The sequence below is a fragment of the Fructilactobacillus sp. X3R2C1 genome, from assembly GCF_059901235.1.
Genome location: NZ_JBWXVA010000002.1, coordinates 39,389 through 54,302, shown reverse-complemented (window position 1 = coordinate 54,302; position 14,914 = coordinate 39,389). Strand labels below are relative to the sequence as shown.

Sequence of the window (14,914 nt, the reverse complement as noted above, 5' to 3'; positions counted from 1 at the left end):
TCCTACTCTTCAACGTTATTTTCAGCATTAATCTCACCAAAAGTAAGTGCCAAGTCAACGGTTTTAGAGACACCAACCTTTTTAACAAACCTAAGTTTATTAATTTCTTGGATAGTCGTATCTAAATCAGAACTATCAACAAAAATAATAACATAATGCATCTTTTTCGATACAAATCGAATATCACCAAATCTCTTTAGGTTTTTAATTTGACGAATCGAGTATGTTGAAACAATCAATTCCGTTCGGTCAGTTAATTTGGCCATGATTTCACCTTACTTCACTTTTTTATTACTACGTTCTCTTTTTTCTACTCTACTAATATAAAGGACTAGTCCAAGACAAATGGAAAGTGCCGTTATACTTGAACCCCCGTAACTGATAAATGGAAGTGCAACTCCAGTTAAAGGAATCATACCAACCGCACCACCAGCATTGAATAGAGTCTGAATAAAAATGTAGGCAGCAGTTCCATAACAAATCGTACTATAAAAAGTATCGTTAGTTCGACTGCCAACTGCGATAATTCTTAAAACGAGATACAACAAGAGTCCCAAAACGACTAAAATACCAACGATCCCAAGTTCTTCGCCAATAACTGCAATTATAAAATCAGTATTTGGCTCTGACAAGTAACCCATCTTTTGAATACCGTTACCAATCCCGACACCAAACCAACCACCGTTACTAATTGCATAATAAGAATTCACCAATTGATGCCCGGTAGTCTGAATGTACTTAAAGGGGTCGGAAAAACTAATTAATCGTTGAAACTGGTAACTATGAAGATGATCTAAAATTCCATCAAAGGGTTTAATCCAAATCCTAAAACCTAAAATAAAGATGCCAATTACAACAATCCAAATTCTTGAAGCCTTAAAGTTACTTCCGGCTGCCAGAATCATCATTAAAATAATGAATAAGTTAATTGCAAAACCACCGGTATCAGGTTGGAAGAAAATTAAAACGAGCATGATAATTGGAAGTAGGCTTGGCTTAGCAACAGTTCTAAACTCTTTAAATAACCCAACGTTCTTAAAGAATGGTCTTTCGTGTGCTAAAACATTTGCGTAATACAAGATGAATAACGGCTTACAAAATTCAGCCGGTTGAATACTAACTGGTCCAATTCTGATCCATCCGGCTGCCCCATTCGTACTAGTACCAAAAAACTTCAAAAACACTAAAACAACGGCCATAAAAACCATTGCTAACACATAGAACTTTAAGTTACCCTCAAGCAATTTACTTCTTAGCCTTGAAAAAAACAACAGAACAATAAAACCAACAAACACAAATATCGATTGCAGAATCAGATAACGAAACGCCATATTAGTATGAGCGCTTAGCCCTTCACTAGATGAAAAGACCATGACAATTCCAATCAAACTCAGTAATAGGTACGGTACCATAATGTACCAGTCTAGCTGTTTTAAGTATTTAATCATATTAATCTCCAACTGAATATGTAAAATCCATAAATTAATACCTCTCATTATACTAGTATCACCAAATAAAAAAAGACTATTTAGCAATGGTTAAATAGTCTTAATTATTTTAATTAATTGTGACGACGCTTCTTAGCTGCCTTTTCACGTTCATTAGTATTTAAAATTCTCTTTCTCAATCTGATATGATCCGGAGTAACCTCACAAAGTTCATCCTCATTTAAGAATTCAAGTGATTCTTCAAGGGTCATATGAACTGGTTCCTTAACCTTAGCAATATCTTCGGATCCAGCCGCACGAACGTTGGTCTGATTACGGCCACGGGTAATATTAACCGAAATGTCATTATCTCGTGCGTTTTCACCAACAATCATACCTTCATAAACATCGGTACCAGGATCAGTGAAAATCTTACCACGATCTTGGACAGCCATGATGGCATAAGTAGTCACTTTACCGGAATTAATTGAAACCAAGGTCCCATTACGACGACCAGGATTCCAATTTTTGATAGCTGGAAGGTATTGACTGAATGAATGGTTCATAATTCCGTATCCACGAGTCAATGACAAGAATTGGGTGCTGTATCCAATTAACCCACGTGATGGAACTAAGAAAGTCATTCGAACCTGACCATTTCCAACGTTTTCCATATTTTTCATCTCACCCTTACGTTGTGACAAGGTATCAATGATTGAACCAGAATATTCTTCTGGGGTATCAATTTGAACGGATTCAAATGGCTCACACTTAACTCCGTCAACATCCTTATAAATAACTTCAGGACGAGAAACTTGAAGTTCGTAACCCTCACGACGCAAGGTTTCAATCAAGATTGAAAGATGAAGTTCCCCACGTCCAGAAACAACCCAAGCACCTGGATCATCAGTGTCTTCAACTCGAAGAGAAACATCCGTATGAAGTTCTTTCTTCAGACGATCGCCAAGTTGCCGAGCAGTCAGATACTTCCCGTCTTGACCCACAAATGGTGAAGTATTGGTTCCAAAAGTCATTCGAAGGGTTGGTTCGTCAATTCTCAAAACAGGAAGTGGTTCCTGCTTATCAGGGCTAACAACGGTTTCACCAACGTTAATGTCTTCCATTCCAGAGACAGCAATTAAATCTCCGGCCTTAGCCTCATTGATTTCAACTTTTTGAAGACCAATGAATCCCATCAATTTAGTAACACGGAACTTCTGAGTGCTCCCATCAAGTTTCATGAGAACAACATTATCCCCAACCTTGATCTTACCTCTGAAGACACGGCCAATACCAATTCGACCAACGAAATCGTTATAATCAAGCATTGCAACTTGGAATTGTAATGGATCGTCTGAATTATCGATTGGTGAAGGGATGTTTTTGATAATGGTATCAAAAACCGGCTTCATAGTGTGTTCCTGCTTTGAAACGTCAGGATCATAACTTGAAGTTCCGTTCATAGCAGAGGCATAAACCACTGGGAATTCCAGTTGTTCTTCATCAGCACCTAATTCAATGAATAAATCAAGAACTTCATCAACAACTGCTTCAGGTCTTGCACCAGGCTTATCAACTTTGTTGATTACAACGATTGGAGTCAAATGTTGTTCCAAAGCCTTCTTTAAAACAAAACGGGTCTGTGGCATTGTTCCTTCGGCTGCATCAACAACCAAAAGGACACCATCAACCATTCGCATGATACGCTCAACTTCTCCACCAAAGTCGGCATGTCCTGGAGTATCCAAAATGTTAATTTGTTTGTCGCCATATTTAACGGCAGTATTTTTTGACAGAATGGTAATTCCACGCTCACGTTCAATCGCGTTAGAATCTAACGCACGATCTTGAATCTCAGTGTGATCATTCAATGTGTCAGATTGCTTTAATAATTCATTAACCAAGGTCGTCTTACCATGATCGACATGGGCAATGATGGCAATGTTTCTAATATCGTCTCTTGTTTTCAAAAATGTTTCCTCCTCAAAAAAGCAATTCAAAAATTTGCAATTTGATAAGTTAATAACCCAACTTCGATAAAAAAGCTGTGAGTCCATCACAGCTTTTGATTAACGCTTCGTCGAAATTTTCAGAATATCTTTTTGCGCCTTTTTTGTCGCTAACAAAACTGTGTTTGATGATAGCATATTTATGGGCTTGCCGTCAATAGTAGAAACGCTCATCCCAAGCGTTTCAGCAAGAACACGACCAGCAGCAATATCCCAAGGCCTTAAATGCGAAATATAACCGATTGTCTCTCCGCAAAGAGCAGCAACGATTTCGATCCCAGCACTACCATAAATTCGATAACCAGAACTAGTCTCTGCAATTTCTTGCATATGATAAACATCCCTAATAACAAGCGGACCACTCATTCCAATCAACCCATCTTCAAGAGAACCGTTAACTGGAGGATTCATTGTCTCAGAATTAACATAGATACCAATATCAGGGCCACCATGATACAACTTGTTATTTATAACATCATAAATGAACCCGAGGGTTGGTACGCCATCGACATAATAGGCAATCATCATTGCGAAGTGATTACGTTGCTTTACAAAATTCATCGTTCCATCGATTGGATCTACAATCCAAACCCGTCCGTTTAAATTGTCAATTTTGTCACCTAAGCCCTCTTCACCGAGAACTTTACTGTCAGGTTTAAGTGCTTTTAGCTGTTTTACAAAAAACTTTTCGTTGTCTTTATCAATGTTTGTAACTAAATCTTTCCTTCCAGTTTTTTCATCTACGTCTAAATGACCATTTAATCTTTCCATGACAAACGCACGTGCGGTTTTTAAGATTTGGCAAACATCTTGATCAATTTTATTTAAATCATCTACTGTTGTGATGGAAATCATTCCTTTCGCTTAATGGTCTTTAAATCCGAGTTTTCTTTTGCTAATTTAATAACATGGTACACATCTAAACCAGACTGCTTTTCAAAATCTCTTTGTAAATTATTTTGTTCGACTCTTGCCGGATTAATCTCACAGAAGCGTCGATAACTATCCATTAGTTTCTTTCGATTAACTCCCTTATTATTATAAGCCATTTCAATATTTTCAAAGAAATGACAAACATCAATTAATTCTTTTCGACTCCAATCATCAACAATGGGATAAGAATAACTATCATTAGTTTTTCGAGGCATTTTTTCCTCCATTAATCACGGCTGCAATAATATTATTGGCCCATTCAACGTCTGAGTTTAACTTTTTTTGTTCGTCCTCTGAAAGCTGAAGTCGAATCGATTGAGCTGCTCCATTTCGATTAATTAGTTTGGGGCTAACATCCAGCCTTAGCTCATCTTTTTCTTTATCAACATTTACAACTGAACAAATTAACGATTGACCCTCATACATCGAAAAAAGTAGTCGGACAATAGCTTTACTTTGAATCATTTCATTAATAACAACCCCCTGATCATCAATCACTTCCTGAACTTGAGTAATGATGTCACTACTATAGTTGTTACTATCATCAGCCAGGTATGAAAGCAAGGTTGCAGGACCAATGTAAACCCTACTCCACGCGACTAAATTATTAGTATTTAATCCTAAGACATTGACATTAATATCATCAGCACTAACGTCAAAATTCCTCTGGAGCTCATTCTTTAGTAGCATTTCTTGGGGAAGAGTTCCAACGCCAATGATATTTTGATTATCAAGTCCAGAAAAACTTGCTGCAAAATACGTAAAAACTTCATCATGTGGGGCATCAATCACTATTTTACCGCGAAATCCATTTGAGACACAGTCATTGATTAAATTCCTTAGTTTATCAATTTCCGGTCTCAAGTCTTCTGCAATTTGAGTAGCATCCGTCAACTTGGGATTATAGAAATCAATGTTTGGCAAATACAATAATGCATCGAAATTATTTAATTCTGGCTTACTTGCAATCTGGATTGACAAGTTATGACACATCTTACTAGAAAAGACAGTTGATCGAACTTGTTCACTGTCGTCTACTTGGATAGTAACGGGAAAGTCTAAAACAATTAAAGCGTTCAAAAGTGATAAGATCCTGGTTATGCTTCCTTTAATTAATATTTTTGGTTGCATTCCAATTCCTCCATTCTTTGTTTTTAAAGAATTTATTAATTTTTTGCTTGTTAATAAAATACCATTTCAAATTTCTTTTTGCACATAAGAGTAAATTAAAATACTGAAATACCATGAAATTAACTGGTTTTGCGATTTATGATAAAATAACTGGTAGAAGTTGACATGAATTAGGAGGTAAAACGTTATGTACTTAATGAAAGACATAACTCGAGAGGGAAATCCTGTGTTACGGGAACAAAGTCAACCCGTTAAATTTCCACTTAGCGATGAAGATCGTAAATTAGGCGAAAAAATGATGAATTACTTGGAAGTTAGTCAGGATCCTGAACAATGTAAAAAGTACCATTTGCGAGCAGGAGTTGGTTTGGCAGCTCCACAAGTTGGACAATCCAAATCAATGGCTGCTGTTTTAACCCCACCAGAAGGCGAAGACCAAAAATCGCCCTTCAAGGCAATTATGATAAATCCAGTTATTATCTCAAATTCCGTTCAACGTGGTGCATTAACTGAAGGTGAAGGATGCTTATCGGTCGATCGTGATGTCCCTGGTTTTGTTCCGAGGGCAGACCGTGTTACGATTAAATATCAAGATTTGAGCGGTAAAGTTCATCAAGTCAGGTTAAAACACTACCCAGCCATCATTGCTCAACATGAAATTGATCATCTTCACGGAACTCTGTTTTACGACCATATCGACAAAGATGATCCATTTTCCAAAACCGAAGATGAAGTATTTTTTGATTAATATTGTTTTTTTGTGGGAGACGTTACTACGTCTCCCTTTCTTTTTCATTTAACTTATCCAAATCACTTAAATATTCATGAGTTGCAGGATTAATAACATTGGCTACATCAAAAACCATTACGCTTTTGTTCAACCAACAGTCAGTCACAATCAACGTTTTTTTATGATTGGAATCAATAAAACCATCTGAAATGGCATATTCAGATAGTTTTTGATTAAAAAGGTCCCGTAAGAGATCCGCATCATCATAACCCTCTTTTACAACGCAACGATATTCAAAAACCATCACTCCCCTACCCCAGAAATCAGACAGTACTTGTGACCCAACGTAACTTTGCACAATTTCACGTTTGTCTTCAACCTCAAAGTATTTGACCACTTTATAGATTTCGCCATCAACGCTATGCTTCATTTTTAACTGATACCTTTTGGTCGGTAAAGTGACAAAAAAATAGTGCAAACAGTTATAAATTAAAAAAGCAACAACAATTGCAACGACCAATTCTAAAAATATTTTCACTGTTCTTCTCCCATTATTGATTATTAGGTAAATTTATAGATCAATTCTAACATGAAACATGTTTGTCGATTCACATGATTCTATACTTATTTACCATAATATGCTAAAATATGATTAATTGTTGCGTTCCTGCAACCTAATGTACGAAAAATAACATTAAATCAACAAAAAAGGAGTAATTATATTGATTTACAAGGTTTTATATCAAGATGAAAATAATTCTAACCCTAAACGTGAAGCAACTAAAACGATTTACTTAGAAGCTAAAACCGTTGCTGACGTTAGAACTAAACTTGAACAACACACAAAGTACAACATTGAATTCATTGAACCGCTCGAAGGGAAGCACCTTGAATTTGAAAAAAATGATCCCGGTTTTAAAATTACGGAGTTTAACTAGTTATGAAGAAATTAAACATCAAAAATAACGAAACTGCTATTTATGGTGTTGGTGGACTCGGAGAAATTGGTAAGAATACTTATGGTGTACAATTCCAGGATGAAATCATCTTAATTGATGCTGGAATCAAGTTCCCAGAAGATGATCAATTGGGAATTGACTATGTCATCCCAGATTATCAGTACTTAATTGATAATAAGGACAAAATTAAGGCACTTGTAATCACCCACGGTCATGAAGATCATATCGGTGGTGTGCCCTTTCTTTTAAAGGTTCTCAACGTTCCAATTTACGCTGGCCCGCTAGCATTAGCATTAATCAAAAACAAATTGGAAGAACACGGCTTGTTAAAACAAGCTGAACTTCACGAGATTAACGATAAGTCAGTTTTGAAATTCAAAAAGACGAGTGTTTCTTTTTTTAGAACCACTCATTCGATACCAGATACAATGGGAGTCGCTGTTCATACGCCCGACGGTGTCATCGTGGAAACGGGAGATTATAAGTTCGATCTCACGCCTGTCACTAATCAGCCGCCTGATTTACAAGCCATGGCCAAACTGGGTGAGGAAGGTGTACTCTGTTTGATGGCTGACAGTACCAATGCCGAAAAGCCGGTCTGGACTAAGTCAGAAAAATGGGTTGGAAAATCCGTTCGTCATATTTTTGACGAAGTCAAGGGTCGTATTATCTTTGCCACCTTTGCTTCCAACCTCTCAAGAATTAAAACTGCTATTGATACAGCACTAGCTCATGATCGTAAAATTGCTGTATTTGGTAGAAGTATGGAAGCAGCCATTGTCAATGGTAGAAAGCTTGGTTACCTAGACGTTCCTGACAGCGCCTTCGTCGATGCTCAAGAGTTAAAGCACTTACCAGCAGATAAGGTTATGATCCTGTGTACCGGCTCTCAAGGTGAACCAATGGCTGCTTTGGCTCGAATTGCTAACGGAACTCACCGACAAATTTCGATCCAACCTGGTGATACCGTTGTCTTTTCAAGTAACCCAATCCCTGGTAACACATTAAGTGTTAACCGGGTCATTAATGAGCTTGAAGAAGACGGCGCTAAAGTCATCCACGGTAAGATTAATAACATTCACACTTCTGGACACGGTGGCCAAGAAGAAGAAAAACTAATGCTTCGTTTAATGAAGCCAAAGTTCTTTGTCCCGATCCATGGTGAGTACCGAATGTTAAAAATCCACACTAAACTTGCACAAGAATGTGGAGTCCCGGCCGATCACTGTTTTATTTTAAAAAATGGTGAGGTACTCGCTTTAACAAAAGATAGTGCTCGTGTTGCTGGATACTTCAACGCTGGTGATGTTTACATTGATGGCAATGGGGTTGGAAATATTGGTGATAAAGTCCTAAGGGATCGTCAGCTTCTTTCTGAAGAAGGTTTAGTAGTGGTTGTTGCTACCATCAACTTAAAGAACCAGGAAATCCAATCTGGTCCTGACCTTCTCTCACGTGGATTCGTTTATATGCGCGAATCAGGTGAATTACTTGATGAAGGACGAAAGTTAGTCTTTAGAACCATCCGTCGTGCCATGAAGAATAAAAATGCAGACGAAAAATCAATTAGTAAAGCAATTGTCAATGATTTATCAAACTTCTTATATGAAAAAACACAAAGAAGTCCCCTAATCTTACCAATGCTAATCATGAACAATTAACAATAAGGGCTGAATCCAATTGTTTGGATTCAGCCCTTATTTTAGTCTCATTATTAGTCTTAATAACAAAAAGGTACGCTTAGTAAGCATACCTTTTTTAATTATTTATACTTAACGATTTTGTCAATTTCATCTAATTCATCTTGAGTAAAGTCAAGATTATCTAATGCCTTCAGGTTATCATCTAAATGATCGACTTTTGACGCACCAGTGACCACACTGGCAATCGTTGGATCGTGTAATAGCCATGCTAATGACATTTGGGCAAGTGTCTGGTCACGATTCTGTGCAATATCGTTTAATTTATTTAGTTTATTAACAGCACTTTCATCACCATTAGCCAAAATAAACTTGTTAGTCTTATGCAATTTAATGTTACTTGGAATCCCCTTTAGATACTTACTAGTCAAAAGGCCCTCTGCCAAAGGACCGTAAGCAATAAAGCCATCATGATTATCTGCTAAGGTCTTAAGGGTCCCATCATCTTCCGGCTCTCGATTAAGCATATTATATGAACTCTGGTTAACTACAAACGGAGTCTTCAGTTCCTTAAATAATTTAATCATTTCAGCAGTCTGATGGCCATCATAATTAGAAATTCCAATGTAAAGTGCTTTACCTGCACGAACTAATCCATCAAGGGCTTCAGCAGTCTCTTCTAATCGAGTATTAGGATCAAATCGATGGGTATAATAAATATCCACATAATCAAGTCCCATTCTTTGAAGACTTTGATCTAGCGCAGTAACGAGGGTCTTCTTTGAAGAATAGTTACCATAAACACCTGGCCACATATGAAATCCAGCTTTAGTGGTGATAATTAATTCATCACGGTAAGGCTTTAAATCGCGTCGATAAACTTGGCCAAACATTCTTTCAGCAGCACCTGAACCGGGCCCATAGTTATTAGCTAAATCAAAGCTAAAGATTCCCTTGTTGAAAGCATGGAGCATTACCTTTTCACTATCTTTAAAATTAGCATCGTCACCGAAGCTGTGCCACATTCCAAATGATAATGCGGGTAACTGCAGTCCCGTTGTTCCTGCACGTCTTACTTTCATATTATCGTAACGATCATCTTTTGCTCTAAATACCATTAGAATCCCTCCAAATTTATATTACTTAAACAATTTACTTGTTGATTGTTCGTTCTCAATTAATTTTAAGGCATCGCCAATCAGCTTGCCAACTGAAACGATCACCATTTTGTCAACTCTCTTATTCTGTGGAACGACAATGGAATCGGAAACGATCACCTGTTTAATGGCTGGATCGGAAAGATTTTGTCTCGCTTCTTCAGTAAGAACAGGATGAGTAGCAACTACATAAACCGCTTTTGCTCCCGCATTCATAATCGCTTGAGCAGTGATTTTCATCTTCTCACCCGTCACAATCATATCATCAACAACAATTGCCTTTTTACCCTTTACATCACCAATAATCGTACTAGGAACCTGACTTAGATCCTCAGGATTTCGATTATCAACAATTGCAATCGGAAGGTTCAAGTAGCCAGCCATTCCTCGTGCCTTGGCGACACTATTATAATCGGGTGAAACCACAACGGCGTCATTACTAATATCATGTTCTTTTAGGTAATTACCCATTAACTCAAGTGACCGCAAGTGATCCACTGGGATATCAAAAAATCCCTGAATTTGTGCCGCATGCAAATCAAGAGTAATGACTCGATCTACCGCACTAGATTCAAGAAAAGTAGCAATTAATTTTGCAGTAATTGGTTCTCTTGAACGCGCTTTTCGGTCAGATCTTGAATATCCATAGTACGGGATTACCACGTTAATAGTATGGGGACTAGTTCTTCGAACCGCATCAATCATAATCATCAGTTCCATCAAATTATCATTAACAGGATCAGAAAGCGATTGAACGATGTATACATCATCTCCACGAATACTTTCATCAATTGAAATTTGAATTTCACCATCACTAAAATGATTGATGGTTGCTTTACCAAGGTCCATTCCACTATATTCAGAAATCTTTTCTGCTAACGGACGATTCGAATTCAACGCAAATATCTTTGCCGACTTTTTTTCTTTTTTTGTTTTCACCATCAAGTTTCCCCTCATAACCAACTAATTACTACCTACATTATAATCGAATTTAATTCATTTATCATTATTAAAATTTTGAGGGGTAATTCCCTGCATCCCAATCATGGGATCAATTGTATTTTCAATAATCTGATCCTCCGATAAAATAAAATCTGAGGGAGTTTTCTTTTTAAAAGTCGGTCTACCCTTTTTTGAACTTCCAATTACCTTTGGAGTAAACTCTTCGTCAATCACGTATTGTAACCGTTGCTTCAAAGTCGTTTTCCGATTAACCGATTCATTTTCAATACATTCTTCAAATGAATTTGGATCTCCAATCATAATCAACATTTTCGAAGCTCTAGTAACTGCAGTATACAATAAATTCCTTTTAAGCATCCTCTTATACTGAGAAACAATCGGTAAGATAACCATTTCGAACTCACTACCCTGAGCTTTATGAATCGAGGTACAGTAGGCAAGTGTTAACTGATTCCAGTCATTTCGAGTATAGGTAACCTCATTTTGATCAAACGCAATGACCAGTTTATCTAGATAATGCTTATTATCGCTATTAACTTCAATTCCAACGACTTTACCAATATCACCGTTAAAAATGTTATTCTCAGGGACATTTACAAGTTGAAGAACCTTATCGCCAATTCGATAAGTGGTTCCCCTAAAGTCAACTTCTTTCTGAGAGTCAGCCGTTTTAGGATTCATAATGTTTTGAATCTCAACGTTTAAACGATCAATCCCTGCAGTTCCACGATACATTGGAGCCAGTACTTGTACATCCGTAGAACTAAATCCTTTCGTTTTGGCCTTATTAACAATCTGCTTAATTACCGAATCAACTTGTTGGGTATTACAATTAATAAAGCTACGATCCCTTTGGTTTTTTAAAAGTGTTTTGGGCATCTCACCATTCTTGATATCATGGGCTAATTCTACAATGGTTGATCCGTCATTTTGACGGTGAATTTGGTTTAATTCCACGCTAGGAATTGTGTGAGAACGGAGTAAATCATAAAAAACCTGACCGGGACCAACCGACGGTAACTGATCTTTATCACCAACAAAGATCACCTTCATACCGTTTGGAACCGCCTGGCATAAAATTTTAAATAAGTCTGTATCCACCATCGACATTTCATCAACGATTAACAAACCACCCTCCAAATCATTGGCAGCTTCTTCATCGCCATGACCAGTAAGACCTAGCAAGCGATGAATGGTACTGGCAGGAATTTTAGTTGACTCACTCATTTTCTTGGCAGCTCGCCCAGTAGGAGCTGCTAATAATACTGGATATGCTTGTTCTTTATAGTCATTAATATCTAAAGATAAATCATTAGCTTTGGCAAACGTTCTAACAATTCCGTTGATAATAGTCGTTTTCCCAGTTCCAGGACCACCAGTAAGCAAAAATGCAGGGTTTATCATTGCTTCATTAATGGCTTTTTTCTGAGAGTCGTCATACTCAATTCCGACCTCACTCTCAACTTTGCCAATTATCTTAGAAAAATCATTAGGTTGATCCTCCGCCTTTTTGCCACCCTGCTCAATTCGCTTGATGTTTTCAGCAATGCGTATCTCGTCATCGTATAGATTTTTTAAATAAATTTTATCTTCATCAACGACAATTTTTTGGTCTTTAGCTAAATCATACAATTCTTCACCTAACTTCTTATCGTCAATACTCTGCGTTCGATCGGTTTCAAGAATTCGAGTGCTTTCTTGCATCAATTCTCTAGTGTCAGAATACGTATTACCACTTTTAATGGATAAAGAGTCAAGAGCTGTCAGTAATCCGGCACGCAACCGTCCTTTATCGTTGTAATCTACTCCAACCTTATTCGCAATTCGATCAGCACGCTTAAAGCTAATTCCAGAAATATCCTCAACGAGTTGGTAAGGATTATTCTTAATGACTTCTAAAGCCTGCTCTTTATACTTTTTAAAGATGGCAGAAGCTAAGCTACTGCCGAAGCCATAACTATTCAGCCCAACGATGGTTTGTTCAACCCCATTATTTTCGTGAATTGCTTTTGTAATTACATCCTTTTGCTTCTTGGTTAATCCAACTGAATTTAAAACCGCCGGGTTTTTTAAAACCTTCTCAATTAAATTCGTTCCCAATTTGCTAACAACTTTTTCGGCAGTCTTCGGCCCGATACCAGTAAATTCATCACCTGATAAATAATTAACCAAACCCTTCTTGGAAGTTTGACCAACCCGCTCGTAATTTTCAGCTTGAAATTGCTTTCCATACTTAGGATGGTCAACCAACTTCCCAATAAAACGATAAGTGACATCATCACTAATATCCGCAAAGTTACCAGTGATAACAATTTCATCTTCATGCCAATCTACATTGGTTTCATTAACCTTTACCAGCAAAACTTTGTAGAAACTATCTGAACTTTCAAAAAAAGTTGTCTGAACTTGTCCCTTCACAAATGGTTGCTCGTTTTGAGATGAATTATTCAATTTTTCGTTCGTTTGAAATAAATCCATGGATTCAGACAATTATTTTCTCCTATTTTTTGGAATCATTTGGTTTCGAGTCATCAGGGTGCTCATTTTTTTGTTTATTTAATTGAACGACTTTTTCAATGTCTTTTATCTGACTTTGTTTGGAATCAAAATTTTTCTTATCGTACTTTTCGGCTTTCTTGAAATAATCATCAAATGGTTCACCAATCACCATCGCAATTAATCCCCGATCGAAATTAGCTTTCCCATCATTTGGATTACTTTTTAGAACTCGATCGTAAAAATCGGCTGCTTGATCGAAATCACCAAGTGCCATTAGGCACTCCCCCATCATTCGATTAATTTCAGAATCTTGCTTTGCTAATTCTTGAGCCGTTAATAAAAACACTAAAGCTCTCTTATAGTCCTTTTTCCCCATATAACTTTGAGCCAACATCACGTAAGCGTCTTTTTTTAACTCAGGATCATTCACCTGCTGAAATTGTTGAATGGCTTTTTCATATTCACCAGCAGAATAATATACGTTACCTAAACCATATAACAGCGTGCTTTTTGCTTTTTTATTTGAATCGCCAAATAAACCCAAAGCCTTCATTAATAACTCTTCAGCCTGGGTATAACTTTTAAGCTCAACTAAAAACACACTTAAATCATAGTAAGTTCGGTAGTCCTTTGGGTGATCATCAATATCTTTTACTAACTTATGAAGTGTTTCCTCCGCTTGCTTTTGACGGGGATCTTCCGTTGGTTTATTTTCTCGTCCATTATCTGTCATAGCCTTACTCCTATTACACTAAATCTGATTTTTCAATTTCCCTATCTAAATAACTGGTGTCATTCCAATCCACCAATCGATACGTTTTGCCATGATTACTAGTTTCAATAACGGTAGTACTTGTATTAGCCAATCCACCACGTTTCCGTAAATCTCTCAGAGGGATTCCTAATAATGAATTAATCAAAGCATTTAGAGCTGCTCCATGACTAACAATTAAAATATTATCGTTACTATTGTAATTTTGCGTAATTTCACCAATTTTACTTTGCATTCGTTTAATTAATGCAGGGAAATCCTCCCCACCAATTGCTTCAGGACGATATTGATCCGGATGGTTACGAAAGGCATCAAATTCTTCTGGGAATTTCTTTTGCACATCAGTAAATTTCATCCCTTCCATCTTACCGAGATGAAACTCTTCCAAGCGACTGTCCAGTGAAATGGAAACTGGAGATTTTAACCATTTTTGAATATGGAAAGCAGTAATTCGTGCTCTTTTGATGGGGCTTGCATAAATATGTGCAAATTGAACACCAGAAAGAAATTTACCCGCTTGATCCATTTCATGGTAACTTTCGTCAAGAAGCGGTGAATCACCTCCGGCACCTTGATACCTACTTTCAAGATTCCATTCGGTCTTCCCATGTCTCACAAAATAAAGTCTCATTTAAATCCCTCACACACATTGATATAGCTTTATTATGCCAGTTTAGAATTAAATTATCAAAAA

At 37.1% G+C, this 14,914-nt stretch carries 15 protein-coding genes; 3 read left to right on the top strand and 12 right to left on the bottom strand.

Annotation, left to right across the window (positions count from 1 at the left end; genetic code table 11):
- Positions 1-2 precede the first annotated feature (2 nt).
- From AC6UDB_RS02320 to AC6UDB_RS02295, 6 genes are all read right to left on the bottom strand, one after another.
- Complete coding sequence (locus tag AC6UDB_RS02320; protein ID WP_500709061.1) at positions 3-266, bottom strand: YlbG family protein; 264 nt, start codon at positions 264-266, stop codon at positions 3-5.
- A gap of 9 nt (positions 267-275) precedes the next feature.
- Complete coding sequence (locus AC6UDB_RS02315; RefSeq protein WP_500693904.1) at positions 276-1,448, bottom strand: FtsW/RodA/SpoVE family cell cycle protein; 1,173 nt, start codon at positions 1,446-1,448, stop codon at positions 276-278.
- 113 nt (positions 1,449-1,561) lie between these two features.
- Positions 1,562-3,397 (bottom strand): translational GTPase TypA, encoded by a 1,836-nt coding sequence (gene typA, locus AC6UDB_RS02310; RefSeq protein WP_500693905.1) that lies wholly within the window; start codon positions 3,395-3,397, stop codon positions 1,562-1,564.
- Between the two features lie 99 nt (positions 3,398-3,496).
- Positions 3,497-4,288, bottom strand: coding sequence for an inositol monophosphatase family protein (locus AC6UDB_RS02305; protein ID WP_500709191.1), 792 nt, complete (start codon positions 4,286-4,288; stop codon positions 3,497-3,499).
- Complete coding sequence (locus AC6UDB_RS02300) at positions 4,288-4,584, bottom strand: UPF0223 family protein (RefSeq protein ID WP_500706378.1); 297 nt, start codon at positions 4,582-4,584, stop codon at positions 4,288-4,290. Before AC6UDB_RS02300 ends, AC6UDB_RS02305 begins: the two co-directional genes overlap by 1 nt.
- The gene (locus AC6UDB_RS02295) at positions 4,568-5,500 is read right to left on the bottom strand and encodes a Rossmann-fold NAD(P)-binding domain-containing protein (RefSeq protein WP_500693907.1); all 933 of its coding nucleotides are present in this window, start codon (positions 5,498-5,500) and stop codon (positions 4,568-4,570) included. The genes AC6UDB_RS02300 and AC6UDB_RS02295 overlap by 17 nt, the downstream gene beginning before the upstream one ends.
- Positions 5,501-5,687: 187 nt before the next feature.
- Between AC6UDB_RS02295 and def the strand changes: the two genes are divergently transcribed.
- Positions 5,688-6,248 carry a peptide deformylase gene (gene def, locus AC6UDB_RS02290; RefSeq protein ID WP_500693908.1) on the top strand — a complete coding sequence of 187 codons (561 nt, stop codon included), beginning with the start codon at positions 5,688-5,690 and terminating at the stop codon, positions 6,246-6,248.
- A gap of 25 nt (positions 6,249-6,273) precedes the next feature.
- Here the strand turns inward: def and AC6UDB_RS02285 are convergent, their stop codons facing one another.
- Positions 6,274-6,768, bottom strand: a complete 495-nt coding sequence (locus AC6UDB_RS02285; protein WP_500693909.1) for a hypothetical protein — start codon at positions 6,766-6,768, stop codon at positions 6,274-6,276.
- A 184-nt stretch (positions 6,769-6,952) separates the two neighbouring features.
- On the opposite strand from AC6UDB_RS02285, the gene AC6UDB_RS02280 reads away from it, so the two are divergent.
- Both AC6UDB_RS02280 and rnjA read left to right on the top strand, forming a co-directional pair.
- Positions 6,953-7,168: a DNA-directed RNA polymerase subunit epsilon gene (locus tag AC6UDB_RS02280; RefSeq protein WP_500693910.1), complete on the top strand. Its 216-nt coding sequence runs from the start codon at positions 6,953-6,955 to the stop codon at positions 7,166-7,168.
- A gap of 2 nt (positions 7,169-7,170) precedes the next feature.
- Positions 7,171-8,850, top strand: a complete 1,680-nt coding sequence (gene rnjA / locus AC6UDB_RS02275) for a ribonuclease J1 (RefSeq protein ID WP_500693911.1) — start codon at positions 7,171-7,173, stop codon at positions 8,848-8,850.
- 101 nt (positions 8,851-8,951) lie between these two features.
- On the opposite strand, the gene AC6UDB_RS02270 is transcribed toward rnjA, so the two are convergent.
- The 5 genes from AC6UDB_RS02270 to AC6UDB_RS02250 are packed head-to-tail and all read right to left on the bottom strand — an operon-like array spanning position 8,952 to position 14,851.
- Positions 8,952-9,947: an aldo/keto reductase gene (locus AC6UDB_RS02270; RefSeq protein ID WP_500693912.1), complete on the bottom strand. Its 996-nt coding sequence runs from the start codon at positions 9,945-9,947 to the stop codon at positions 8,952-8,954.
- Positions 9,948-9,968: 21 nt separating this feature from the next.
- The gene (locus AC6UDB_RS02265; protein WP_500696602.1) at positions 9,969-10,928 is read right to left on the bottom strand and encodes a ribose-phosphate diphosphokinase; all 960 of its coding nucleotides are present in this window, start codon (positions 10,926-10,928) and stop codon (positions 9,969-9,971) included.
- Positions 10,929-10,982: 54 nt separating this feature from the next.
- Positions 10,983-13,439, bottom strand: coding sequence for an SF1B family DNA helicase RecD2 (gene recD2 / locus AC6UDB_RS02260; RefSeq protein ID WP_500709060.1), 2,457 nt, complete (start codon positions 13,437-13,439; stop codon positions 10,983-10,985).
- 10 nt (positions 13,440-13,449) lie between these two features.
- The gene (locus tag AC6UDB_RS02255; protein ID WP_500709059.1) at positions 13,450-14,181 is read right to left on the bottom strand and encodes a tetratricopeptide repeat protein; all 732 of its coding nucleotides are present in this window, start codon (positions 14,179-14,181) and stop codon (positions 13,450-13,452) included.
- Between the two features lie 13 nt (positions 14,182-14,194).
- A complete protein-coding gene (locus tag AC6UDB_RS02250) occupies positions 14,195-14,851 on the bottom strand; it encodes a histidine phosphatase family protein (RefSeq protein ID WP_500709058.1) in 657 nt (218 codons plus the stop codon).
- Positions 14,852-14,914 lie beyond the last annotated feature (63 nt).

Coding starts and splice junctions, on each gene's coding strand:
- AC6UDB_RS02250 (WP_500709058.1), bottom strand. CDS start 14,851: ATGAGACTTTATTTTGTGAGACATGGGAAGACCGAATGGAATCTTGAA.
- rnjA (WP_500693911.1), top strand. CDS start 7,171: ATGAAGAAATTAAACATCAAAAATAACGAAACTGCTATTTATGGTGTT.
- AC6UDB_RS02255 (WP_500709059.1), bottom strand. CDS start 14,181: ATGACAGATAATGGACGAGAAAATAAACCAACGGAAGATCCCCGTCAA.
- AC6UDB_RS02315 (WP_500693904.1), bottom strand. CDS start 1,448: ATGATTAAATACTTAAAACAGCTAGACTGGTACATTATGGTACCGTAC.
- AC6UDB_RS02300 (WP_500706378.1), bottom strand. CDS start 4,584: ATGCCTCGAAAAACTAATGATAGTTATTCTTATCCCATTGTTGATGAT.
- AC6UDB_RS02320 (WP_500709061.1), bottom strand. CDS start 266: ATGGCCAAATTAACTGACCGAACGGAATTGATTGTTTCAACATACTCG.
- AC6UDB_RS02265 (WP_500696602.1), bottom strand. CDS start 10,928: ATGGTGAAAACAAAAAAAGAAAAAAAGTCGGCAAAGATATTTGCGTTG.
- AC6UDB_RS02270 (WP_500693912.1), bottom strand. CDS start 9,947: ATGGTATTTAGAGCAAAAGATGATCGTTACGATAATATGAAAGTAAGA.
- AC6UDB_RS02295 (WP_500693907.1), bottom strand. CDS start 5,500: ATGCAACCAAAAATATTAATTAAAGGAAGCATAACCAGGATCTTATCA.
- def (WP_500693908.1), top strand. CDS start 5,688: ATGTACTTAATGAAAGACATAACTCGAGAGGGAAATCCTGTGTTACGG.